The organism is Paenibacillus sp. MER TA 81-3 (genome assembly GCF_023713585.1).
In the GTDB taxonomy this organism is placed as follows: domain Bacteria; phylum Bacillota; class Bacilli; order Paenibacillales; family Paenibacillaceae; genus Paenibacillus_B; species Paenibacillus_B profundus.
In genome coordinates this window covers 111722-135532 of the sequence record NZ_JAMAWB010000019.1, presented here as the reverse complement: position 1 = coordinate 135532, position 23811 = coordinate 111722, and the positions used below count along the sequence as shown (strand labels likewise).

Here is a 23811-nt window from a genome sequence, read left to right as displayed (position 1 = left end):
GGTCACAGAGGAAGAACTTTCACATGCAATAGAATTGATTAATAATCGACCAAGAAAATGTCTTGGGTGGAAAACGGCGTACGAATCATTCGTGAGTGAACTGTCGCACTTGGCTTGACAATCCGTCTCGTAAAAAAAAAGATGCAGCCTTGGATGGCTGCGTCTTCTTCGATAGGCTTAAGCATTCGGAGCTGGGGAAGTCGAAAGAGTAACCTTTTTTTTCTTGTTGTTCCAATCAATTCGAATATCGTATAAATTGCAGAATTCACGCAATGGAATCATGACTTCGTTCCCTTTCATACTCGGAAGCTTCTTCGTAAAGCGGACTTCCTTGCCGTCGACCGTAACGTTCAGGGGAACTTTCGGGTTCTTGCCGACGTCTTTTCCGTTTCCTTGTTCTTTAAGCAGCTTAATCAAGTCCTCCGGCGATTGCTTGCTGTTCCCTGCGTCGAACCGGAATGCATTTTTGTCTTTTCGCGTCGTCATCCCTTTCTTGATCGTGAAGGAGAGCTCGATCTTAAGCGAATTCATGACCCCGATCACATCCTTATTGAAAGCCCCGTAAGGAAAGGCGATGATGCCCTGCGTGTTGCCGAGCTCTTGGTGCAATCGCTTCTCAGCTGTCGCTAAATCGCCCGTAATGCGCCCGATGTACTCTTCATCGTTCTCCACCCGCTGTTTATCTTTCAAATAAAGATGACGGGTCAGCATTGGCTTCGTTTTCCCCCCAGCGTCGATGGGACCGTATTTATGGGAATTGTACGTATGGCTGTAGAAGCTCATGCCTTCTTTTTTCATTTCCCGCATCTGGTCCCATGTCAATTTCGGGCGTCCTTCGCGGTTATCGATGAAGGACACGATGACAAAATTTGTAGCGGTGTAGTTGTATTTTTTCAAAATAGGAAAGGCGTGGGTATAAAAGCTCTCATACCCATCGTCGAACGTAAGCAAGATGGCGTTATCCGGAATCGCTGCCCCTTTCGTCATGAAGTTGACATAGTCGTCCATGGTGATGATGTTGAAGCCGTTCGTCTTGAATAGCTCCATCTGGCGCTCGAATTGCTGCACGGGCAGCATGTGGGGCTTTTCCGGCTTATCGACAATATCGTGATACATGAGCACTGCAACCTGATCCGAATAATAGGTTGCAGTTGAAGTGGAAGCGACCGGACTGGCGGCAGCTACGCTCATGCCAAGCGTGTTCTTAATGAACGAAGCCGAGGCCATCAATTGTCCGCTATCCATCGTAACGGCCGTGGAATCATTTATTTCTTTTCCATCCACCACAACAGAGATGGCTTGGACGGTATTGTTCTGCATACAACCGGTTAGCAGATACAATAACGGCAGACATAGAAGCATAACTTTGAATGAATGGGGAAGTTGAACCTTCATGGATGAATCCTCCTATAGTGTTTCTTCTATATAGGAGTGTAAAAGGAGGATCTTAACGAATCTGTACCTCATTCCTTAACGAATGCTTATTATTAGCGAAATAAAAATGGTTTTTGTTAAGGAATTGTTAATGGATCGACAGTAAAAAACTCCGAATCCGCGCTAAGGCGGACCGGAGTTATGTAATCCCTTATTCCAACTTGTAGCCGATGCCCCATACCGTCTTGATGTATTTCGGGTTTTGGCCGTCCTCTTCGATTTTTTCACGGAGCTTGCGAATGTGAACCATGACGGTATTCTTCGATTCCATGAAGGGTTCGTTCCACACTTCTTGATAAATTTTCTCCATGCTCATTACGATGCCGTGATTTTTCGCCAACAGCTTCAGAATGGCGAACTCGCGCGGCGTCAGCTTCACAGGTGTGCCATCCACAGTTACGGTGTGGGTGGCAATATTGATGGCCAAGCCGTCAATTTGAATCTCGTTCACATTTGGGAGACGTATTGGATTGAACTGATTATACCTGCGCAGCTGGGATTTCACCCGCGCCATTAGGACGAGCGGATTGAACGGCTTCGTTACATAATCGTCTGCTCCGATGCTGAGTCCTGTGATCTTATCGATGTCCCGGCTTTTAGAAGACAGCATAATAATGGGGGTGGTATTTTTCTCCCGTATTTTTTTACATGTCTGAAAGCCATCCATTTGCGGCATCATGACGTCCAAAATAATGAGATCGATCGGATGTCTTTGAAGCAGCTCCAATGCGGCTAATCCGCTGCTCGCTTTCAGCAGCTCGTACCCCTCGTTCTTCAAATAGATCTCGATCAGCTCCACCATTTCATTTTCATCGTCTACCAACAATATGGTCTCTTTAGACATCGGACAAGCTCCTTTACAGCATCTATTCCCTCACTATTAGCAAGTGTAGAAGGAAGAACTTAATAAATCCGTGCCTAAAACCTTAAAGATAGCTTATCATTTGCGAAATAAATCCAACTTTCGTTAAGAAATTGTTAATAATTGTCGCAGCAAAAACTCCGGCGCCGCCATACCGCAGGCCGGAGTTATGTAATCCCTGGAAGGGGGATCGGAATGAGTTGAATCTCATTGATTTCAATGTCCCGTTAATGATTGCTTGCGGCGACCGTAATAGGCCGCTGCGGCTTCCGCGCGGGAATATTCCCGAACAGGAGCCAGGAGTGGGGCAGAATCTGGACGGCCAGGGCAACGATAATCCAAGAGCACACGAGCGCAAACAGGAAGCCTCCTGCGTACCACAGATGATGGAGTTGCGATATGGAAGTGTGCGGCGGAAACATTCGGTACACGAGCAGAAAGAACGGATGGATGAGATAGATACCGAACGAGAGCTCTCCGAGCCGCTTCATCCATCGATTAAGCCAGGACCATCCATGCCGGTGGAGCATATGCGCAATTTGAAAAGCGATTAAGGCAAAAGCATACGTATGCACATTCCATAACAGCTCATACAAGAGCGAATTATACTGAATGCCGTTCAGGCGGGTGTTATGCCACACATAGACATGGCCTAGACCGGCAGCCAATCCGATAGACCACAACGCTATCCAGGACGCGATGCGGCCGGCATTCGCATTCTCCCTGCTAACGTTGAGCCAAGCTTTCAGCTTCGGATAGTAGATTCCGATGCAAGCGCCCAGCAGGAAGTAAGACATGTAGGAGAGCGACCAGCTTCCCTTATTGGGCACTTGGAGAAAGTATTTGTTCAGCAGGATGAACGTCCACTGCAGGGCCAACCCAAGCGGGACACTCCATTTGGCGATGATTGGCTTGCGTTGGAACAGCCACAGGAACAGTGGAAACAGCAGATAGAACTGGATGCTGATAAAGACAAAATACAAATGCGTATATGCTTTTCCCGTCGCCAGCTGCATGATGAACTTCATAACCGTTTCTTCCAGGGAACGGTCGCGATAATGAATAACGTGCAGCAAAACGAAATAAAACACGGAAAATAGACAATACGGAACGATAATGTATTTTAGTCTTTTTTTGTAGAAATTGACGATAAGCCGTTTGTCCAATGGACGCGAAGCATAATTGTAGAACAGAACAAAGCTGCTCAAAAACAGAAATGTAGGCGTTCCTATTTTTGTGAAAATGTTAAAGAAATTGTAAAGGATATAATAATTAGAATCCTTCATGGCAAGCGTTGCGAACGATGTTGAGTGCACGGACAGAACCCCGAGAATCGCCATGGCTCGAACGAGCTGAACTTCGGACAGCTTTTCTCTCACAGACTTCACTACTCCCTCTTTGTTTTCTATTTAGCGAAGTATAAGGGAGGGATCTTAACGATTCCGCACAGCATTTCTTAGCATTTGCTTATCAAATCATTAAAACATTACTAATGATTCCGGCTTGTCGGAGGTCAGCGGCGGGAAAATGAAGTGAGGGTGTGTGCCATGTCTCGAGCATGGGGGATAAAAAAGAGCTCACGCCCTTGAAGGTGAATCAATCACCTTCAAACAGCGTGAGCTCTGGGAAGAGGGAACCTCGTTTCGAACGTTGTCTGTCGTTCGTCGCTATATACGGATATTTTACCGCCATGCACCTCGATAATGCTTTTCGTAATCGCGAGGCCGAGACCAGTGCCGCCCGTTTCCTTCGAGCGGGATTGTTCCACCCGGTAGAAGCGGTCAAATATGAATGGCAGGTCTCTCTCCGAAATCGGCTCTCCGTAATTTGTAATTTTGACGAACGTCTCATCCCTTTCTTCGCCGATAAAAATGTCGATGTATTTGCTTTTATTGCCATATTTTATTGCATTAGATATCAGATTCTCGTAGGCGCGAACGAGTCTGTCTCCGTCGGCGGCGATCTTAAAAGGCTGATCCGCTGCATGAATGCGGCAGGTCATCTCTGCGCGTTCCAAGCTGGGCACGAACTCTTCGATTAACTGCCTGATGAAGCCGTCCATGTCCAATTCGGCAATTTCAAGCGGAAAGCCGTTATTGATGCGTGTATACTCGAACAGATCGTCTATCAAATTTTTCAAGCTCAACGCTTTCTCGTAAGCGATGTTGACGTAATAGCGCAGCTCGATCTCATCCTTATAGCGATCGTTTTCAATGAGCTCCAAGAAGCCGAGGATGGAGGTTAGCGGCGTCCGTAAATCGTGCGATACGCCCGTAATGAGATCGTTTTTAGTCTTTTCGGCATTTCGTTCCTCTTGGATGGAATGGCTCAACTGCGCGCTCATTTGATTAATGCTGTCCGCCACCAAGCCCAGGTCGTTGGAGGGCTTGACCGGTATGACATGCTCGAACTGTCCCTTCGCTATTTCTTGCAGGCCGAACGTAATCTCCTGCAAATAGCTATTCAACTCCTCTGCCATCACATTCACATGGCCGGCGATCATTCCGAGCTCATCCGATGATTTGATCGGAATGGTGTAATCGAAATGTCCGTTGGAAATTTCCTTCAAGCCTTGGTTGATTTGTTCGAGATAACCGATAATGGTGCGGCTCAGCAAAAAATAGAGAACAAAGAACAATGCGATGCCGGTCACGATGAGGACCGGGGTTGAGCCGATATTGTTCACGACCCACTTAATCGGAATGTTGTAAGGCCTGAAAGCAAGTATATACGTAGACAACAAGCGGCCAAGCAATAGAAAGAGCGCCGTGCCGGCCAGACTTGCGACGAACACAAGCAGGAACTTCCACCGGACCGTATAAATCAGTTTGTTTTTTTCCATCCCCGCATCTCCCTGTTCAGAAGTTGTTCAAATAGTCCCCTTTTGATCAAGTGCTATTAAGAATCCATCTTATAGCCGATGCCCCATACCGTCTTAATATATTTCGGGCTCTGGTTGTCCTTTTCGATTTTTTCACGGATTTTACGAATATGGACCATGACCGTATTTTTCGATTCCATGAACGGTTCGTTCCATACTTCCTGATAAATTTTTTCCATGCTGAGCACGATGCCGCGGTTCATTGCCAGTAGCCTCAGGATGGAGAATTCTCGCGGCGTCAGCTTCACGGGGATATCGTCCACCGTTACGGAATGGGTGGCGATATTGATAACCAGGTCGTCGATTTGAATCTCGTTCTCGTTCGGGAGACGTCTGGTGTTGAATTGCTTGTACCTGCGCAGCTGGGATTTCACCCGCGCCATCAGGACGAGCGGGTTGAACGGCTTCGCCACATAGTCATCCGCTCCGATGCTGAGTCCCGCGATCTTATCGATGTCTTGGCTTTTGGCGGACAACATAATGATCGGGATGGTGTTTTGCTCACGTATTTTCATGCATGCCTGAATGCCGTCCATGTGCGGCATCATGACGTCCAAAATAATCAAATCGACCGAATGGTTCTGCAGCAGCTCCAGAGCCACCAATCCGTTGCTAGCTTTCAAGAGTTGATACCCCTCGTTTTTTAAATAAATTTCGATGAGTTCTGCAATTTCTTTCTCGTCGTCTACCAATAATATCGTCTCTCTAGTCATCGGACAGACTCCTTTTCGATATGCTGCAATTTTCCTTATCGGGTAAACGCGCGACAAGACGCCCCTTGTCACAGGAAGCGTCTTGACATATCGTTCATCCGATTCTTCTTGTAATCAATGACTTATTCCTTCGCATCCGGCATAGGCAAAAATACCATATGGATCGGCAGATTGCTGCCAGAGGCGAGAACGAATGAAATTTGGACCGTTTCTTCCTTGTTGCCGGTGCGGTACAGCACGCCGGCTTCTTCCGGATTGATCAAGATGCTTTCTTCCGTCATATTGACCACCTTGCCGTTAACCAGAAAGGCTCCGGCATAGTGTCCGCCGCGCGCATTCAAGGCAATGACGGTCCGGGGGGCAACTTTGATTTGCGTGCTGTAGAGCACGCCCGTATTGCCGATATTTCGTTCCTCGTTCCCTGTGATACGGTCTTCACCGACCACGAATTCATCGTTGTTATCATCCCCGATGATAATTCGCTGCGGCTTTTCCCCAATCGTGCCGCTGATTTCGAGCGACCGGTTGCCTTGCGGGAACGTCCCCCGCACATGCCTGCCGTCCCGTTCCAAGTAGCTCAGCTGCGGAAGGGAGGTGATAGGTTCCTTATCTGGATCGAGTATGACAACGGAAAATTCGATCTCCTGATCGGTATGAAACTCCGAATAGGACGTCATGGTCAAACCCGGCTTGAGGGTCACCTTGCTAATATCGGGCAGCACGATGGCCGTCTCGCCTGCCGGCACCTTGAATGAGTTCACGGGCTCGGAAATGGTCAAGGATTCGAGAAATCGCGATACGGCTGTTTTGCCGCTGGTAGAAACATATTTCGTCGGTCCGCCCATCCCGAACGATTTCAGGGTGACGTTCGCTTCATCTGTGCCGTGGTTCGTCGCCAGCAAGTACACCGACAATTCCTTCTGCGAACGGTTCTGATTGTGAATGTTAATCCGGAAATCGCCGGTCAGCTTATCCTGATAGCCGATGCCTTCCTCTCCGTACAGATGCTCAGGGCTGTTGCTGCGCACGAACGTCATCGGGTTGGATATGGCGTTGTAAGTAACCTGCTCATAGCCCAGCACATCATAGTTTTGCACGGCGATTTTGCTTCCCGGCGGTGTGAAGAGCAGTCCGTGCTCTTCAGGCGAGTACAAGATTTCATCCGTTACCGATACCGTCTTGGTGACCGAATGAGTTAAGCCGTGCTTGTTCTCTACCTCCAGCGTAATCTGGTGTTCGCCCGTCTCGAAAAATGCGGGTGCTTTGCCAGTCCACGTTCTCTTCACAATCTCGCTGTTCTCGTCATGACTGCGATCTTCGTAACGAATGTTCTCGCCCATCCGGTAGATGGTCTTATCCGTGAGGAAATCGGCCACAGGCGCGGAATGGCTCTCAGGGCCTGTATTCCAGGACAAGGTGTAGCTCGTTCCGGATGCGCTCAGCTTGCTGTCCGTCAGATTGGCCCATGTGCGCAGCGGAACCATCAGGCTGCCCTTCTGAGCGTATATAATGCCCGCCGAAGTGACGGCAGAGCCGTTGACATCGATGTTCTTCGTATCCGGTGTGAAGCGGAGAGTCACGCTGTCTTTCATGGCTATTGTCTCTTTTGTCTCTGCATTGTAGGAGAGCGAGAAGCCGTACAACTGCGCGATGCTCTTCAGAGGGACATAGGCTCTGTCCCCTTTTTGGGTAACTGGCTGATCGGCTTTGAGCGTCTGGCCATTGTAGTTCATGCTGCTGCTATTTTCCGTTAAGTTGAGACTGTGGCTGGAACTGCCTGCTGCGCTCGTGGTCTGTCCGAAGGCAAATAGCTGCCAGGACAGCACCGTACCTATCGCGATTACTTTAAAGCTTTTTGAGATGTATGCATTCATGCTTCCACTCCTTCATTATAGTTGATCTAGAATTTTTAACATATGCACGCGTGAATATATATTTAACGCTTTTTTGTCGGAAAAGTTTCGCACTGAAGTCGAATGCTGGAATAAGAGGGGATGCGAGGAGGTGTGGAGTGTCGCGGTTCATAGGCAAAAAAAATATTTACAAAATTTTAATCATTGAGCTCCATAAAGTGAAAAACAGGTTGACTGACGGGGTCAAAAAAACGAGCTTTGTGCCGGATGCGAGCAGATGGAGTCAAAGCAGCCTGTGGACTGCTTTGACATCGATGCCTTGTGGCCATGAACCCGTCCCGGGACATTAACCCCAATCATTACCACGTCTCGGCGCACAAAATAAAGAAAAATTTTCACGGGGTTGCGGTTCATTACAACGTCATATCGTTGAGCTTCTTACGGCCGTTATCTGAAAATCGGAATCCCATTCATATTTTTCATGATAGATGCGGTTCACTTCTGTGGCCAAGCGGTCCCAGTTGTCATTCGGATATTGCTGTATCATCCGGTACAAGCGGAGGAACCGGTCCTTGGGCAGCCGATGTGCGTAACGCCGCACCAATCCGGGATAAGACTGCACGTAACGCTTCATGCGCACGGCCGCACCGGCAGCTCCGGTGAGAATGTCTTGCCCGTTATCGAGTCCGAGAATTTCAACTTCATGATTGATGACATATTGGAACGTTTTGTCTTTGATCAAATCACGTTTGATTTTGGATATTTCGCCGATGTAATCGGCCAGCAGCGGATCATACTGGCTAATCAGCAACGGCTCCAGCACCAAGTCCATATCTTTGCGAAGCGCGAAAAAATGGAGCAGCGCAACCTGCTGCAGCCGAATGGTGTCATTATGAAGCAGCGTGCCGAGCTCGCGCAGCAGCTCATAGGTTAATTGCTTGTCTGTATCCCAGTTGGCAAAGGCGGATTCCCAGTCGCGGTACACATCCTGCCCGATTCGTTCCCGCTCGCGCTTCAGCAGCTTATCGAGCGCCCGGTTGACTTCGAACGGTCTCATTCGCTGTTGCATGAACCAGAGGAGCGATATAAGCAGAAGTCCAGCGGCTCCACAGAGCGCCATCTGCAAGGGGCCATCGCTCAGCAGCACGCCTGCAAGCGCAAAGAGCGCGGAGATGAACAGCCGTGCGCAATCCGCACGCTTCACTTCCTTCGCCGCCTGCCGTTCAACGGGGATGATGGAGGATTTCCCGCAGGATGGGCACTCCTCCTCGGATAATACCGTAAAGGTTTGACAATGTTTGCAAACCCTTAACTTTTGATAGGCGTATCTCGTTGTATGATAGGGTCTAAAAAATACAGGTATCTTTTTCATCATGATTGTCCGCTTTCGCCATTTAGTATAGTTAACAGGGTGTGGTCGATATCAGCATGAGAGGGCGTCGATTTGCGGCGAACCCAATAAAGTATTGATTTGACGGCGACAAATAGAAACAAAATGCCTATACATCCGTATGCTAACATATGAAAATCCTTCCTTTTGCTTAGATATATAAGATGAAGCGGGAGGGATATGTGATTTTTACCCCATTTGCTGTCTGTGTTGAGTGATATTGAATAACGGTGCGGAAAAATTCACGCTTTGCACACGCACTTATAGTCACTGATTATATCATAACGGGTGATTCGTGGTAGAATTAGTAAATAAATTGTCATATCAGGCAGACTTATGACGGGAAAGGAAATTGTTTATTCAGGAAATCTTCATATAATATTAAGAATTATGAGGTATAAACATATAGTACCAATCCGCCTATTAAGACTTTATACCTAATGGCTGAAAAGCTATTTTTTAAATCTGTACTATGCTATTCATTAAACATTTTTTCATAAAGGAGTACAACTATGCTTCGTAGAAATCATTTCGCCTTTACAATGTTGTTGACTCTATCCATATTACTGCTGCCGTTTATAGGGCAACTTCCCGCAGCGCATGCCGCTCAGCAATCTTCCAAAATCGACTCTGTCCTCGTGGTGGACGTGAGCAACTCGATGGACACAAGCGATAAGGACAAGATCGGCAATGAAGCGATGAAGATGTTCATCGATATGTTGTCTGCCGCGGGCGACAAAGTCGGGATCGTCGCTTATACCGATAAAATCGAACGCGAGAAAGCCTTGCTGGAAATTCAATCCGATGCGGATAAGCAGGATTTGAAGCAGTTTATTGATCAGTTGAACCGCGGGCCTTATACGGACATTGCCGTAGGCGTGAAGGAAGCTGTCAAGGTGCTCCAGCACGGCGCCGATCCGGCGCATGAACCAATGATTGTGCTGCTCGCTGACGGCAACAACTACTTGAACAAACAAGGAAGCCGGACGCAGGAGCAGTCTGACCAAGAGCTCAATGAGACTGTAGCCGACGCAAAAAAGAAAGGCATTCCCATCTACACGATCGGACTGAATGCCGACGGTCAGCTGAACAAGGATGCGCTGGCAGAGCTGTCGAAGCAGACGGGCGGCAAGTCGTTCGTGACGGCCTCGGCGGATGAGCTGCCGCAAATCTTAAGTGAAATCTTCGCCAGTCACTTGAAGCTGAAGATTGTGCCGATCCAATCGATTACGGCCAACGGAAGCTATCAAGATGTCATCGTGAATGTGCCGAATGCCAACGTCATGGAGGCGAACATTTCTCTCATGTCGTCTAAGCCGGTCGATGTGAAATTATTCGATCCATCAGGCAAGGAGGCAGCCATACCTTCGGATGACGCGCAGCTGTCACGCTCCAAGAGCTATTCTCTCATCAAGCTGCTGCAGCCAGCTCAGGGCGACTGGAAGCTGCAGGTCAAAGGGGTAGCCAAAGACAAAATCGATATCAATCTTGTCTTTAACTATGATCTGGAGCTTGCGATGGATCCGCTGTCGGCGCAAGCCTACAAGAAGGGCGACAAAATCGAAATCAGATCGTATCTAACGAGCAACGGCCAGAAGCTGCAGAACAATGCGCTCTATCCAAATATGAATGCCGTATTGACCGTGAAGGATCTGGATACAGGCGATACGAAAGAATTCCCGCTTAACAATCTCGGCGATCGCTTTGAGGGCGCTTATGAGATTGAGGATAAGCATGAATACGAGTTGAAGGTGCGGGCGGAAGAGAAGAGCTTCTACCGGGAGTCAGAGCCAGTCAAGGTGAGCGCCAAGCCTGGTGGAGCGGGCGGCACCGCTGCGGCGGGCTCGGCTGAGGCTGAGGAGAAGAAGCCGTTCCCGGTATGGGCAGTGGTCATCGGAGCTGCCGTCTTGGCGGCGCTTGCCGCTGCGGCCTACTTCATTCTCGCAGCCGTGAAAAAGGCGACGCGCGGCTTCGTCGGTCAGATGGTGATCGAGATCCGCGACGAGAACACGGGGGAGAAGACATACCCGCAGTATAAGAAGCTGACGGCCTTCAAAGGCAAATTTACACTCCATCAGCTGCTGCAGCTGGCGCCTGAGCTGAAGGAAACCGAAAAGATCGTGTTTGTGCCTAGCAAGGGCGACCGCGTCATGCTGAAAAACGGATCAGCAGGTACGATTGAGAAATCCGGACGCGCGGTGGACGCGAGCAGCGGCCTGGAGTTGAAGACCGGTGATCGTATTACCGTACCGTTAAGCAACGTCGACAAAACGGTATTGATCGAATATCTCGTTTAGGTACTTCTCGGTGCTGAAAAGCGACCTTTTTGAACACATACGTATAGGGGGAACCTCAATGAAACCGATAGTAAGAGAACATATTCAGCAGTTGGACGTGTCGCTTGGCGGTGGAATCGTCAGCGATAAGATTCGGGTCGAGACAATTGACAATCCGATTCTCATTATCGGGCTTGGCGGCACTGGAATCGACGCGCTGCTGCGCTTGAAATATCAGATCAACCGCCGCTTCAAGCTGCCGGAAGACCCGATTTCGAAGAAAAAGCGCGAGAAGCCGGACAACGTGGAGTTTCTGGCGTTCGAGACGAATGAACAGGATCGCAACAAAAAATATAGGGGGATCGGCCTCGATCCGCTCAACGAATTCGTGCTGCTATCGAATGCGGAAATCGGCGGATTGCTGCAGAACCGCAGCATTTTGGAGCCGTACATTACCGAATGGCTGTCGCCCGAGCTGAGCATCACCGACGGCATGAACGGCGCGGCGGGCGTGCGCCAGGCGGGGCGGCTGCTGCTGTTCACGAAGATCAATCAAGTCGTGCAGGCGATTGATAAAAAAATAAAAACGCTATCCGTCGGCACGAACAAGAAGCTGATGGTGTTCCTGCTGTCCGGCTTGTCCGGCGGCACGGGAAGCGGCTGCTTCCTGGACATCTCGTACATTGTACGAGGCATCATTGAGCGCGATCATGGCTCCGCAGGCATCGATCGCGTCAATACGCTCGGTTACTTGTTCACGCCGGATGTGAACTTGGCGAACAAGAGCTTGAGCGAGCATACGCGCGAATATGTCAAGAAGAACGGCTATGCCGCGCTCAAAGAGCTCGATTATTGGATGAACGTCGACAGCCGCGGCGAACGGTTCCAGCAGAAGTACGGCAACATTTTGACGGTCAATTCGCCGTTGCCGCCGTTCAATCTATGCCATCTCATCTCGGCAACGAATACCGAAGGCAAGCTGCTGGAGAACGCTTATGATTATTGCATGAACGTAACGGCGGAGAACATTACGAACTTCATGGCGAGCGAGGAGAAGGAGTCTGGCGAAGAGTTCGCGATTCACGACTATATCAGCAACATCCGCACGAACATCGCCCAGATGAACAAGGCTTATCCGGCCAACTACGAGTACAACATTATCGGAGCTTCCTCGGCGGTGCTGCCGATTGAAGAGATGACGACGTATCTCGGCTACCGCTTGTTCGACAAGATGGAGAAGATGTTCGAGAAGGCGCCGAGCCAAGAGGATGTTGAGAAGTTCGCGCGCAAGCTGGGCATTGATCTCGACACAATGGTTAAGACGTTCGAATCGCGTGTTCCCGAGCCGCTTCCAGGTTATGAGAACAGCGAGCGCTTAAGCTATCACAATGTCATCAAAATGCAAGTCGTCAACATGGATACTGAGCTGGAACAGAGCTTTCTGGCACGGGTCCGTGAAGAATATATTAAGGCGAAGAAGCAATTGCCGGGTGAGATTGTCGGTCAATTCACGGACCAGATTCGCAGAATGTTCCTTCATCCAGAGCAGGGGCCCTTTTATGTATCGCGCCTCATCTACACGGAGAAAGGCTTCTGTCTCTTGAAGATGCTGCTCTCCTATATCGAGACGCTGCGCGAGAATCTGCACCGGATCCCGCGTGATATTGAGTCGGCGCAGGAGCAGGCCAACGATAGACTTGGCGACGCGAAGAGCGCGTTTATCTCCAAAGACAAGAAGAAGAACAACTACATCGAGGCCAAAATTAACGAATACTGGCTGCATGCCGATGTGGAGCGCACGGAGCAGATGATCGAATTTTACGAGGATCTGTACGAGCTGCTGAACCATGAGAACAACCGCATTTATAGCGTATTTACCGAAATTTTGAACGCGTTGAACTCTATTTTCGAGAAGAATGGTGACATCCTGATCAATGGCGAGGAGCAGGCCGATCATAAAGGCAACCGCACTTACTACTGGAATATTGTCAGCGTGCCGGACATCTCGAAGGTGATCAGCAGCATTATGGAGCAGAGGGAAGTGGACGATCTGATCCGCGACTTCTCCATGGAGCTGTTGAACCACTCGAACCAATGGATTAAGGAGCAGGAGCTTGATATCGTCAGCTCGATTTCTGACTTCCTGTCGGACAAATTCGGAGATTTGATTACGCAGTCGATGGAAGAGTTCCTGGTGATGAAGTTCGGCAACGAGGAGTCGATCGACAAGTTTGTCGAGCGCAGCATCGCAAGCAAGCTGGACGGAGAAGCGGTGCCGGTATTCCACTTGAGCAACAGCTCCGGCAATCTGCACTTCCCGCGATGGGGCTTCGTGTCTGTCCCAGTGAAGGCGCCAAGTATTCTGAAGGGGATTCGCAACTACCAGAACAACGCGGTCGGCAAGTCCAACTTCACCGTGAAGGAGAGCGAAGTGAAGAATCGCATCTTCTGGCTGAATACGCACAACGGCGTGCCGCTCTTCGTGTATACGCCGCTGAAAGTATATGAAGAGAGCTATGAACGGACGATTCTCGACAAGGAGGGCATCGGCCGCCATCTTGTACAGACCGATAAAATGAACTGGACGTATTTGCCGTCACCGATTCCAGAGAAGTCGTGGGGCGATACCTACATGAACGCACGAGTTCAGAAGTACAATTCTCGTGTCCGGACGGAATTCGACAAGGCGCTGCAGTTCAAGGTCATCGTCGAGAAAGGCATGGATCAGAACACGAGCAACCGCTATGCCGTTATCTTCACGAAGCCGTTTGACTTGAATGGCGTTCTGAATGGCTATGATCTGCAGCTTCAAGCAGCCAAGCCGAATCTGGGCGAGGTGAAGCGGGCTTATCTCGATCTGAAGCGCATGCTAGAGAATGGATTGGAGCAAGAGGGAGCCAAAGATATATTCGGCAGCATTAACGATGAGCTGGCGAAGGAAAATCTCATTCGCTCGCCTGAGCTTATTTTGCGCGTGCGCGAGGAACTTGCCAAATATAACGCCATCCGTGCGAAGGCAGCCGAATTCGAGGAACTGATTGGGCAGCATCAGGATGAGGAGAAATGGCAGGACCAATTTATCGAAGCGCTCTACACCGGAACGATTTGTAAGAAGGGCGCGCTCTATGTCTATGACCGGGATGCCGAGGAGGAGGCTTGGGAGCCGTTCGCCAACTTGGTGAAGAGCCGTGATTATGTAGAGTTCGAGGTGTTCGAGAGCTTCCGCAAGCTGGATGAGAAGCACCGCAGCACGCTGCTGCGCAAGGCGGCCCGCCGCTCGGCGGAATTGACCGCTTCGGAGGATGTGACTCCGCTCTTGGCGAAGCTGGATGACTTGTACGAGGCGTTCCTGGAAGCGCGCGAACGTTTGGAGTATGAGAAGATCGAATTGACGAACGGCGAGGATGCATATCAATTTTATAAGCAGCTGACAACGAAGCTTAACGCGATTCGCAGAAAGTTGAAATAAGCGGATGAACGAATACTTGGAACGGTTCGCATCCGAATATGCGATAGCAGAAGAAAGGTTAACCGGCAAAGGAGACGGCCAGAGCAGCATCCATTATCCGACCGTGTTCTTGTTTATCGGAGACAAGACGGCGGATGCGATTGAACCGATGATCCGGATTAATGAACGCAAGTGGGACAATAGTGCCGGTGTCATGTATGTGCATGCCGTGTCGCGGGATGGTGATGCTGTGAACTCAGGTTCAGCAGATGCACCCGGCTACGGCACGTTGGCTGATAGAGGAGATGCGCGTTCCAGCGATTTTCAGCGCGAGAACGCGAATCATCGGCAGGTTACCCGCCTCGTGCTCCCAGTCTGCGCAGACAAAGGGAAAGAAAAAGGGAAGACGATGCGTAAAGAGGTATACAAGCAGTTGTACAAGGATGAAAGTAACCTGTTCGAGCTGAACCGCTCTTTGCGTCAGGTTAGTCACAATATTGCCGAGTATGGTCGATTGTACGCCTCGTTCGATCGGATCCATCTTGCAGTCATTACGCGGGTCGATGACCCGCTTAATGTGTTCATTCCAGAAATTACGCTGCTTGCCGAATCCATCTTCGGCCAATCTTTCAAGTCGGTGCAGATGGATTTGTATGCGCTCATTAGCGAACGCGAGCAAGTTGAGGCATTCGGATATACAAGCTCTGTGGGCGTCGCGTTTCTGCGCGAGCTGGATTATATGCAGAGCGCGGATTACACGTTCTCAGCCCGCTTGCACGTGACGGAAGACGGCATCTCGATTCCGGTTACGCATTCCGCCTCGCCATTGTTCGATCTCGTGTACGTGCTGTCGGACAAAAATGAACGCGGCATTTCGTCTTTCCATGACATGGACGACAACTACGAAATGATATGCCATATGAATTTGTTGAAAAACCGCAGGCTAAAGGACTCGAGTCAAGATTTCAACATTAGCGGTTATAACAATACGTCCTTCAAAAATAACATTATGACCGAGTCCGGCCGCCAAGGCTATGTATCAGCTGGCTTCTCTAAGGTTAAGCGCCCGAATCAATCCATTGCGCTAGCCGTGCTGTACCATTTCTATCGGGAGCTGGTCTTGCGGATGGAGGGCGGACCGGATTGGAGCGCGGCGGAGAAGCTGGCCTTCTTCGGGCTGGATCCGAATGCGATGGCTGCCCGCGTGGCTCGCGCCTTGCCGGATGAGAGCAGAATCAGCGATATGAACGGCATCATGACTCACGATGTGAGCTTCGGTCAACTGAAGCGGATGTCGCTGCGGGAGGCGGAGTCCGCTTTGTTCGGAAGCGGCTGCCATGTTTATTTTCAGGACAACTATATGAAGGAAGCAGAGAAATACATGCTGCAGTTGAATACGGCGGAAGAGCTGAACCGTATTATTCAGAAGCAGATGTCCGAATACGCCCAGGTCGGATTCCATCAAGTATACGAGTGGACGAATGAAGCCAATGAGGCGGGGAGCGTATGGAAGGACCTGCATGCCCGCATTCGCGATCTGGCGCGAGCGCTCGATTCGGCGCGTGCCGAGCTGGAACAAGTGTATCAGGAGCGAGTGGAGGAACAGTCGTTCCAGCGCTTGCCTTTGATGGACAAGCACAATGTGCGCAGCTTCGTGCGCAGCTTCTTCGATGCCATATACCGCAGGAAGCTGGAGCTCTTGCGGATGGAGACGGAGCTTCAGTTGTATCGGCGGTATGAGGCAGAGCTGGAGCGGCTGCATGCGGTTTATAGGCATCAGGTGCAGCAGTTGAACAAGCTGGAGCACACGCTGCGGGAAGCCGCGCTGGACAGCATTCGCCATGCTGACGATTATATCGGTCAGAACATAATGGAGTATTACGAGCGAGTCACCGCGACGATTATGCAGGACATCGAAGCCAAGCGGGGCCAAGGCGTCTTCTTCGAAGAGCGGTATATGGGCAGCATTGCTCATCTGCTGGGGTCGGGAATGGAAGCTTTCACTGCAAGGCTGATTGAAGTATGCAGACAGCACATTTTGACTGCCGAGCCGTTCCAGCAGACGTTCGAGGAAGAACTGCTGCGGCGGGCCAACGTAACGATCGATTACAGCAACCGGGAGGTACTGTCGAAGGACGAGCTGTTCAAGAAGCTGTATCGAACGTTGGAGGAACATGCAGGGATTAACATTCGCCTGCTGGACTATACGCACGAACACCGCTATGAAGAGAAATACTTCTTCGGCGACGCTGCAAGCGAATTTATTGGTTATGCGTTAAGCGCAGACGATACGTCCCGCATATACAAGCTCGGCTGCGTGCATGAGAAGCGAAGCAGCGGCGTCGAGAAGCTGAACATTATGGGCGGATTCCACATCGAGGATATGATGTATTACCGGAACGGCAAAGTGTACTATGAAGGCTACATTCAGAACGGATATGAGTTCCACGGCATTGATCCCGGGCAGCTGCCGAAGCTTAGGTGAGCGGTCCAGTCGGGCTAACGTGGTGTCAGACTGAACAAGGCCAGGCGAACCGATGTGATGTCAGACGGGCTAACGGGACATTAATTCCGATTCGCACTCGCACTGCCTTGTTCAACCTTTAACTTCTAATTCCATAAGAAAGGAGGCAAACCTATGAATCGCAAAGTAAACTTGCTAATGCTGCTGTTCAGCTTGATCGGTGGCGCTGTCGGCTTTGCTTTCGGTGAATGGCTGCTGCACAGTCTGCTCGGCGAGTGGCCGAATATCATCGTCGTCGGCCTCTATTTCGGTATCATTGCCTTTTTTATCGGTCTGTTCTGCTTAATCGCCGAGATGATATCCCCCCGCTTGAACGGTTCATCCTGGCGGCAGCGATACACAGGCGCTTCCTGGAAGCTGCTCATTCCGGCGACATTGGTCATGCTGTTCGTGGCTGGACTGGCGCTGGAATTCGTATATCAGCTGGATATCGGGGGCTCTAAGCCGGTCAAAGACATTGCGCTCGTCATTGATCATTCCGGAAGCATGCAGCAGAACGATCCGCACAATAAAAGGTATGAAGCCGCGAAGCGTATGATTGCCGAGATGGACAGTGACAAGCGCGTTGCGGTTATCGCTTTTGACGATAGAGCCGAGCTGCTGCAGCCGTTCGTGCTAGTGAAAGGCCAAGCGGAGAAAGACGCCATATATGCCAAGATGGATGCTATCGATTCATTGGGAGGCGGGACGGATATTGGACTGTCTCTCTCCGAGACGATGAAGCAGATTAAGGACAACGAGGACACGGGACGAGGCACGATGGTTGTGCTGCTGTCGGATGGCGTAAGTGATCTGAATACAGGCCAAGCGCTGGCGGAGTATCAGCAGCGGAACATTGCGGTGAACACGATTGGACTCAATCTTGTTAACGGGGACGGTGCGATCCTGCTGAAGGAGATCGCGAGCCTTACCGGCGGGCAATATTATGATGTTACAAAAGCAGACGAGTTGTCGTTTGTATTCAATACGATTTATAGCACCATCGGAGACCGGACATTAATTACGGAACGAACAGGTCCGGTGAAGGACAGCAGCTACTACTTGATATTGCGCCTTGTGGCGCTGACCCTTATCGGGGCGGCGATCGGTCTGGCATTGGGCTTGGTATTCGACAACCGCTACTTGGCGAGAAGCTTCGCCATCGGTGGAGCGGCAGCAGGTCTCATCGCCGGCGCATTGCTGGAGACAGGACTAACCGGACGCCCATTCACCGATGGCTTGTGCCGCCTGCTCGCCGACCTTGTGCTCGCGGGCGTTATCTCGTTATTCACTCTGATCGTGCCGGTGAAGGAGAGTTATGTGCCGCGTGAAGAGCGTCACCGGCCGGGCTCGGCTGGACGCGCCGCGGACAGCTTGGCGGAGCGGAAGCAGGACAGCCGCAGCAGAGGATTCTAGTCGCGAGGAGGCCGATTACAGATGCAGTATATCGATGCGGATTCAACGACTCCAGTCATCCGCGGGTTAAGTTATAGCGTTGATGAAGACCGCTGCACGCTGCGGTGGCTGTGGCCTGACGGCGTTCAGGCCGTCTACATTCACAAGACCAATGCGGATGAGCGGATGAATGAACAGCCACCCACCGCTGGCCTGAAGCTGTATACCAAAGATGAATATAAAGCGAATAACGGCTATTACGATCGGATTGAAGGAATAGGGCGGCTCGTATATACGGTGTACGCTTGTGTCATGACAAGCGGCGAGACGCGGCTCATCCTGCAGCCGGATGGCGAGAACCGCATCGTGATGAGCACGGGCAAAGCTAACATTTATTTCACAATCCGTCAGAAGAGCGGGTTGTTCAAAAAGTACAAGACGGTGCAAATTCAAGTGACGGCAGAGGTTCCGGTCGCCCAAGATGTGCTGTGCTATGTGAAAAAGCAAGGCGGATACCCCGCCAACAAAGAGGATGGGACCGTGTATCCATTCGTCGAGTCATTTGCCCCAGGGCGGAATGTGCTGCCTGTTATTGAGATTGGCAAGGATGACTACATCCGATTATTTTTCACCGACGGCCGCCTATACGGGCAATTGTATGAGTTGATACCGGAATAAGGAGGGCAAGAACATGGGGATTTTTGATTTTTTTAAGAAGAAGCCGCAGGCGGCGCCCAGACCGCTATTCTACGATATCGTATGTCCGTACTGCTTCAGCAAGTTCTCGCCGGAGGACACCGTATTCCGTGCGGCTCATCATCGGGAGGATGATGAGAACTACGCGCTGCAGGAAGACGAGAAGCTGAACAAATACCGGGAACGCTTCGGTCTGGACACGGTGTATGACATGGAGGCGGTCATCGATCCGCGCGATATCCCAGAGGAGCATCATATTCGTTCGGATCATGTGCTGATCGGTCTGAACGACCGTTACGGTGTCGTTACGCGGAGAAGGCTGTGCCCGCATTGCCACAATGAGCTGCCGGTGACGGCAGGTAAAGTGCCGAGCAACATCATTTCGATTATCGGCGCATCCCAAGTGGGCAAATCCGTGTACATGACTACCTTGATTCATACACTGCAGCATATGACGGCCGATCATTTCGATGCCGCATGTATGCCGCTGAATGCAGAGATTAGCCGCAAGTTCCGCACGATGTACGAAGAGCCGCTATTCGAACGCGGGGATCTGCTCGCTTCGACGCAGAAGGAGAAGATGCAGGAGCCTTTTATTTTCCAATTCGTGTTCAAGGATGAAGCGAAGCCTCCGCTGACGCTGGTCTTTTTTGACGTCGCGGGCGAAGGTATGGTTGATCAGGACTATCTGGGACTGCACGGCCAGCACATTAAAAATTCCGCCGGCATTCTGTTCATGGTGGATCCACTCCAAATCCGTTCGATTCGTGAGAAAATCCGCATTAAATATGGAGATACTTCAGGCGAATGGGTGCCTCAATACGACGAACCCCGCGACGTGGTGCTGACGATGTTCGGAGACTTCATCGCTTATGAGGACAAGAACAAGACGGACATTCCTACGGCGATCGTGCTTACGAAGAGTGACATGCTGCATTCGTTGAAGGACGAGGACGGCGAATACATTAAATCGAACAGCAACATTTTTAACAACATGGTTCACCGTAAACATTTGGATATAACCGAATTCGAGAACATCGACGGCGAAATCCGGCGATTTATCGAGAAGGTAGACCGCCCGTTCAAAGGAACGATGGATGTGTATTTCTCCGATACCGCCTACTTCGCCGTGTCTGCACTCGGCAGCAATCCGGTCAATCAGAAGCTGCAGGGCGTTGTCAGTCCGATCCGCGTGGACGAGCCGTTCATTTGGCTCTTGTATAAATTGAATTACATCGAGGGGAGAGAACAGCTGTGACGCCTATGACTCCCACACCGATCCAGCAGCAGATGTACACGCGAGAGCGGCGCGGGATATTTCGCTCTACGGAAGGCTATGACACGATTGCCAAGTCTGATGGGCTGGACCCTAACTTTATTAAAAAGGTGCTGCATCCGTTCTGCGTCTATGACGCCCCAGCGGGGCTGACCGCACGCGGTGAGAAGGACGATGCCGCTTATCCGAAGGCAGTACACCTGTTTCATACGGACACAGGGCAGATGGTGCTCGGCTGCAGCGTCTATCAAGCGACTGATTTTACGGGATTGCGCAGCGCCTTCTTCTCTCATAACTATGTCATTCCTGCGGAGCGCGCGGCGGATACGGCCAGAGATTATGTCTCTTTACTGAATGCATCGTTTGCCGAAAGCTATGATATCGAGACAGGCATGACGCTTCCGGAATTGGAGCGTTTGCCCGTCGCAGCAGACCCGTCTCTTCCAGCTTCACCCGCAGCGCTGCTCGCAAGCCTCGGCATCGATGAGAAGCTGTTCAAGCAGCTGCTGTTCGCGATTATGTCTTCGGTTGCAACGAAGCGGAAGGTGTACGTTGCGCTGGATGTCCCCGTGGAGTCCATGTCGGGGAACGCAAGGCAATTGCTTAGCGTGCTGTATGCCAGCCTGCCTTATGCGTACCGCAGCGTGCTTGGATTCATCACCTACGCGATGGAGCCGAAGAGCAAGAAGGGCATTCATCTTACCTTTGTCGAGCAAGGAAGCTTGCGTCCGAACGACCGCAATATCGACAAGGATTATACGTTCGATCTCGCTTCGCAGCGCGTCACGAATGTGGACATCGACTTTGCGAAGCAGCCTTATTTGAGCTTTGCTTGGTCGAATCTGGAACATCCGGATAGAGCGGACAGCTTCTACCAATTTGCCGAGCAAATGTTGGCGGATATGGACCCAAAGCGGCATACTGCTATAGCGAGTTATCATGAGCTTGCCGTGTTTTTTCAGATCGAAGAAGGCAATGACGCGTTGTATGATGCGAACAGAAGCATGGTGCTGCGGGCGATGCTTGAATATTTGTCTCCGGCGGGAGCGATTGCGGCCAAGGAGCGCCTGAATGACCTGTTCCTAGGCCGATTCAACCGTGAATTCGAGCAGGCGAAGCAGCGGCAGGTGCCGGAGCTGTCCATTGTGAAATGCTTCAAGGAGTACAATGAGCTGGACGGCGCCAATATGGGCAACAATTTGATTGGTTATTTGATCTGCGCCATATATAATGCCGCGATGGATAAGGGCAAGGAGCGGGTTGAATCATTCTATGGCTTGATTGAGAGCCATCCGGAATTAAGCCGATCGTTCTTCGACACGGTGCTGCGCGGCGGCAAATCCAAAGAGCTGTTCGAGCCGTACATCCAGCATAAATTCCATGCCGCGCAGAAGGCGATTGACGTCGTGCAGCTGGCGCATCATTGGTCAAGTATGCATCCGCAAGTGCTGCGTGATGCTTATTTCATGGAGCTGGCTTCGACACAGCTGGTGGAGAAGCTGCGCCGGGAAGTGGAGCCGGTAGCGGCTGTGAACGAGGTGCTCGAGCGGATTGCGCGACTGCCGAGCGATGATTCCCGATCTTCGGGCGCAGACTATGCGATGTTTATGGAGCGGCTGTCTTATGCGGCGAATGTGTTCCTGCTGTCCGATTTGGACTTGGAGCAGGTGCGGAAGGAGTCATTTTTACAAATTGATTTCTTGCAGCATCCGCATGAGGTGAAGCAGTGGGTTGCGCGCTTCAATCAGCAGGTGCAGTCCCAGGCGGCGGTAATGCTGTCCGCTTATCGCTGGTTCAGCGAACGGGACCCAGACGCAACGGTGTTCGACGATCTGTCGTTGACGGAAATGGATCGGGTGCAGCAGTTAGGCCGCAGCTGGCTGCAGAAGGAGCTTGTGCCTGCTCAATTCGGCAGGCTGGTGCTTGCCTTCTACCGTGAAGCCGATAGGGCGTTGGTTGAATATGGGGCGCTGCTTCATTACTTGAATCAGCATGCTCCGGATAAAGAGACGGTGTACCAGTTCATGAACTGGTCCGAGAAGCATCCGCTCTTTGCTGGTTCGAGAAAGCTTATTCCTGCATATGCAACGGCGATTGTGTCGTACTTCACAAAATATGATCGCGATGCGTTCAAGAAGCGCACCAATCGCCAATATTTTGCACAGGCTGGAACTGGGCTGCAAGCCGTATATGAGAAGGCGCGACTAGAGCTGTCTTCGCCGTTCATGAAGCTGATAAGACGGAACAGAAAGGCAAGCTTGTTTTCATTAGCGGCTGTCGTCGTTATTGGGGGGGCGCTGATTGGTCTGTTTGCCGCAGGGGTATTCGATAAGGACAAGCTGGCGTTGGCGGACAAGTCTGCAGAAGATGCGAAGACGCTGGGTGATGTGCAGACTGCTGTGGATAAGCAGCCGGCGGTATTCGCGCGGGACGTAGAGGAAAACGTTGATGGCGTGAAAAAGCTGGCGACGGAGCTTGTGTTCGACTTCGGCACGGCTTCTGAGTGTACGGCGTTTCAGGCAAAGGCGATTATAGTGAAGCTTGATGACGGTACGGAACGGTCGTTCACGGATAAGCAGCTGCAGCATGCTTGCACGACCGCTGCCGGATCCGGAGAGACTTCGTCAGCGGGTGCGACCAGCGGTACATCAGATTCATCCTCCTCCGATACCGCCGCCGACTCCGACAATTCTGCTGAATCTGATAAGAGCGGGGACAGCAACAATGAGGATGGCGCCGATTCTGCCGCAGATAAGAAGAGCGCAGACGCCGGGAATGTGGAAGTGAAGGATGGCGATAATGTTGCAGAAGCGGCTAACGGTGCTCTCAATGCGGAAGGCAGCGACACTGCACCGGGCACAGATTCGAGTCAGTCGGCTGGTCAAGCGTCCGGCGAGCCGAAGTATCAAGTCGTCGTTCCATTGGGGGAGCAGCTTACGCTCGCGAACATCAATCAGGTCATCGTGGATGGAAAATTGATTCCATACATTGTGAAATAGGGGGCGTTACCCCTATTTTACTGATCTGGAATTTACCGAAATGATGCCGTCAGAACCATATAATTTCTCCGAGATTTATAATATA

Annotated in this window: 15 protein-coding genes and 1 pseudogene; 9 read left to right on the top strand and 7 right to left on the bottom strand. The window is 50.9% G+C overall.

Annotated features, from left to right (window positions below; all coding sequences use genetic code 11):
• Nucleotides 1-118 (top strand): annotated as a pseudogene (locus tag M3650_RS23595) (IS30 family transposase); the annotation flags it as partial.
• A gap of 59 nt (nucleotides 119-177) precedes the next feature.
• Here M3650_RS23595 and M3650_RS23590 read toward each other — a convergent pair.
• From M3650_RS23590 to M3650_RS23565, 6 genes are all read right to left on the bottom strand, one after another.
• Nucleotides 178-1395, bottom strand: a complete 1218-nt coding sequence (locus M3650_RS23590) for a polysaccharide deacetylase family protein (protein WP_251578338.1) — start codon at nucleotides 1393-1395, stop codon at nucleotides 178-180.
• Nucleotides 1396-1585: 190 nt separating this feature from the next.
• The gene (locus tag M3650_RS23585; RefSeq protein ID WP_251578336.1) at nucleotides 1586-2278 is read right to left on the bottom strand and encodes a response regulator transcription factor; all 693 of its coding nucleotides are present in this window, start codon (nucleotides 2276-2278) and stop codon (nucleotides 1586-1588) included.
• Between the two features lie 245 nt (nucleotides 2279-2523).
• The gene (locus M3650_RS23580; protein WP_019422325.1) at nucleotides 2524-3684 is read right to left on the bottom strand and encodes an acyltransferase; all 1161 of its coding nucleotides are present in this window, start codon (nucleotides 3682-3684) and stop codon (nucleotides 2524-2526) included.
• 218 nt (nucleotides 3685-3902) lie between these two features.
• Complete coding sequence (locus tag M3650_RS23575; RefSeq protein WP_251578334.1) at nucleotides 3903-5138, bottom strand: sensor histidine kinase; 1236 nt, start codon at nucleotides 5136-5138, stop codon at nucleotides 3903-3905.
• Between the two features lie 56 nt (nucleotides 5139-5194).
• Nucleotides 5195-5890, bottom strand: coding sequence for a response regulator transcription factor (locus tag M3650_RS23570; RefSeq protein ID WP_019422327.1), 696 nt, complete (start codon nucleotides 5888-5890; stop codon nucleotides 5195-5197).
• A 122-nt stretch (nucleotides 5891-6012) separates the two neighbouring features.
• Nucleotides 6013-7764, bottom strand: coding sequence for a copper amine oxidase N-terminal domain-containing protein (locus M3650_RS23565; protein WP_251578330.1), 1752 nt, complete (start codon nucleotides 7762-7764; stop codon nucleotides 6013-6015).
• A gap of 137 nt (nucleotides 7765-7901) precedes the next feature.
• Between M3650_RS23565 and M3650_RS23560 the strand changes: the two genes are divergently transcribed.
• Nucleotides 7902-8093 carry a hypothetical protein gene (locus tag M3650_RS23560; RefSeq protein WP_251578329.1) on the top strand — a complete coding sequence of 64 codons (192 nt, stop codon included), beginning with the start codon at nucleotides 7902-7904 and terminating at the stop codon, nucleotides 8091-8093.
• Nucleotides 8094-8164: 71 nt separating this feature from the next.
• On the opposite strand, the gene M3650_RS23555 is transcribed toward M3650_RS23560, so the two are convergent.
• On the bottom strand, nucleotides 8165-8947 hold the full coding sequence (locus M3650_RS23555) for a hypothetical protein (protein WP_251578327.1): 783 nt from the start codon (nucleotides 8945-8947) through the stop codon (nucleotides 8165-8167).
• A 698-nt stretch (nucleotides 8948-9645) separates the two neighbouring features.
• On the opposite strand from M3650_RS23555, the gene M3650_RS23550 reads away from it, so the two are divergent.
• From M3650_RS23550 to M3650_RS23520, 7 genes are all read left to right on the top strand, one after another.
• On the top strand, nucleotides 9646-11430 hold the full coding sequence (locus tag M3650_RS23550; RefSeq protein WP_251578324.1) for a VWA domain-containing protein: 1785 nt from the start codon (nucleotides 9646-9648) through the stop codon (nucleotides 11428-11430).
• Between the two features lie 58 nt (nucleotides 11431-11488).
• A complete protein-coding gene (locus tag M3650_RS23545) occupies nucleotides 11489-14878 on the top strand; it encodes a tubulin-like doman-containing protein (protein ID WP_251578321.1) in 3390 nt (1129 codons plus the stop codon).
• Nucleotides 14879-14882: 4 nt separating this feature from the next.
• Entirely contained in the window at nucleotides 14883-17342 is a 2460-nt protein-coding gene (locus M3650_RS23540; RefSeq protein WP_251578319.1) for a transcription initiation factor TFIID, read from the top strand.
• Between the two features lie 153 nt (nucleotides 17343-17495).
• The gene (locus tag M3650_RS23535) at nucleotides 17496-18776 is read left to right on the top strand and encodes a vWA domain-containing protein (protein WP_251578317.1); all 1281 of its coding nucleotides are present in this window, start codon (nucleotides 17496-17498) and stop codon (nucleotides 18774-18776) included.
• 21 nt (nucleotides 18777-18797) lie between these two features.
• Entirely contained in the window at nucleotides 18798-19433 is a 636-nt protein-coding gene (locus M3650_RS23530) for a beta-mannanase (protein WP_251578315.1), read from the top strand.
• Between the two features lie 13 nt (nucleotides 19434-19446).
• Complete coding sequence (locus tag M3650_RS23525) at nucleotides 19447-20709, top strand: hypothetical protein (RefSeq protein ID WP_251578313.1); 1263 nt, start codon at nucleotides 19447-19449, stop codon at nucleotides 20707-20709.
• Nucleotides 20710-20714: 5 nt separating this feature from the next.
• On the top strand, nucleotides 20715-23726 hold the full coding sequence (locus tag M3650_RS23520) for a GAP1-N2 domain-containing protein (protein WP_251578345.1): 3012 nt from the start codon (nucleotides 20715-20717) through the stop codon (nucleotides 23724-23726).
• Nucleotides 23727-23811: the final 85 nt, after the last annotated feature.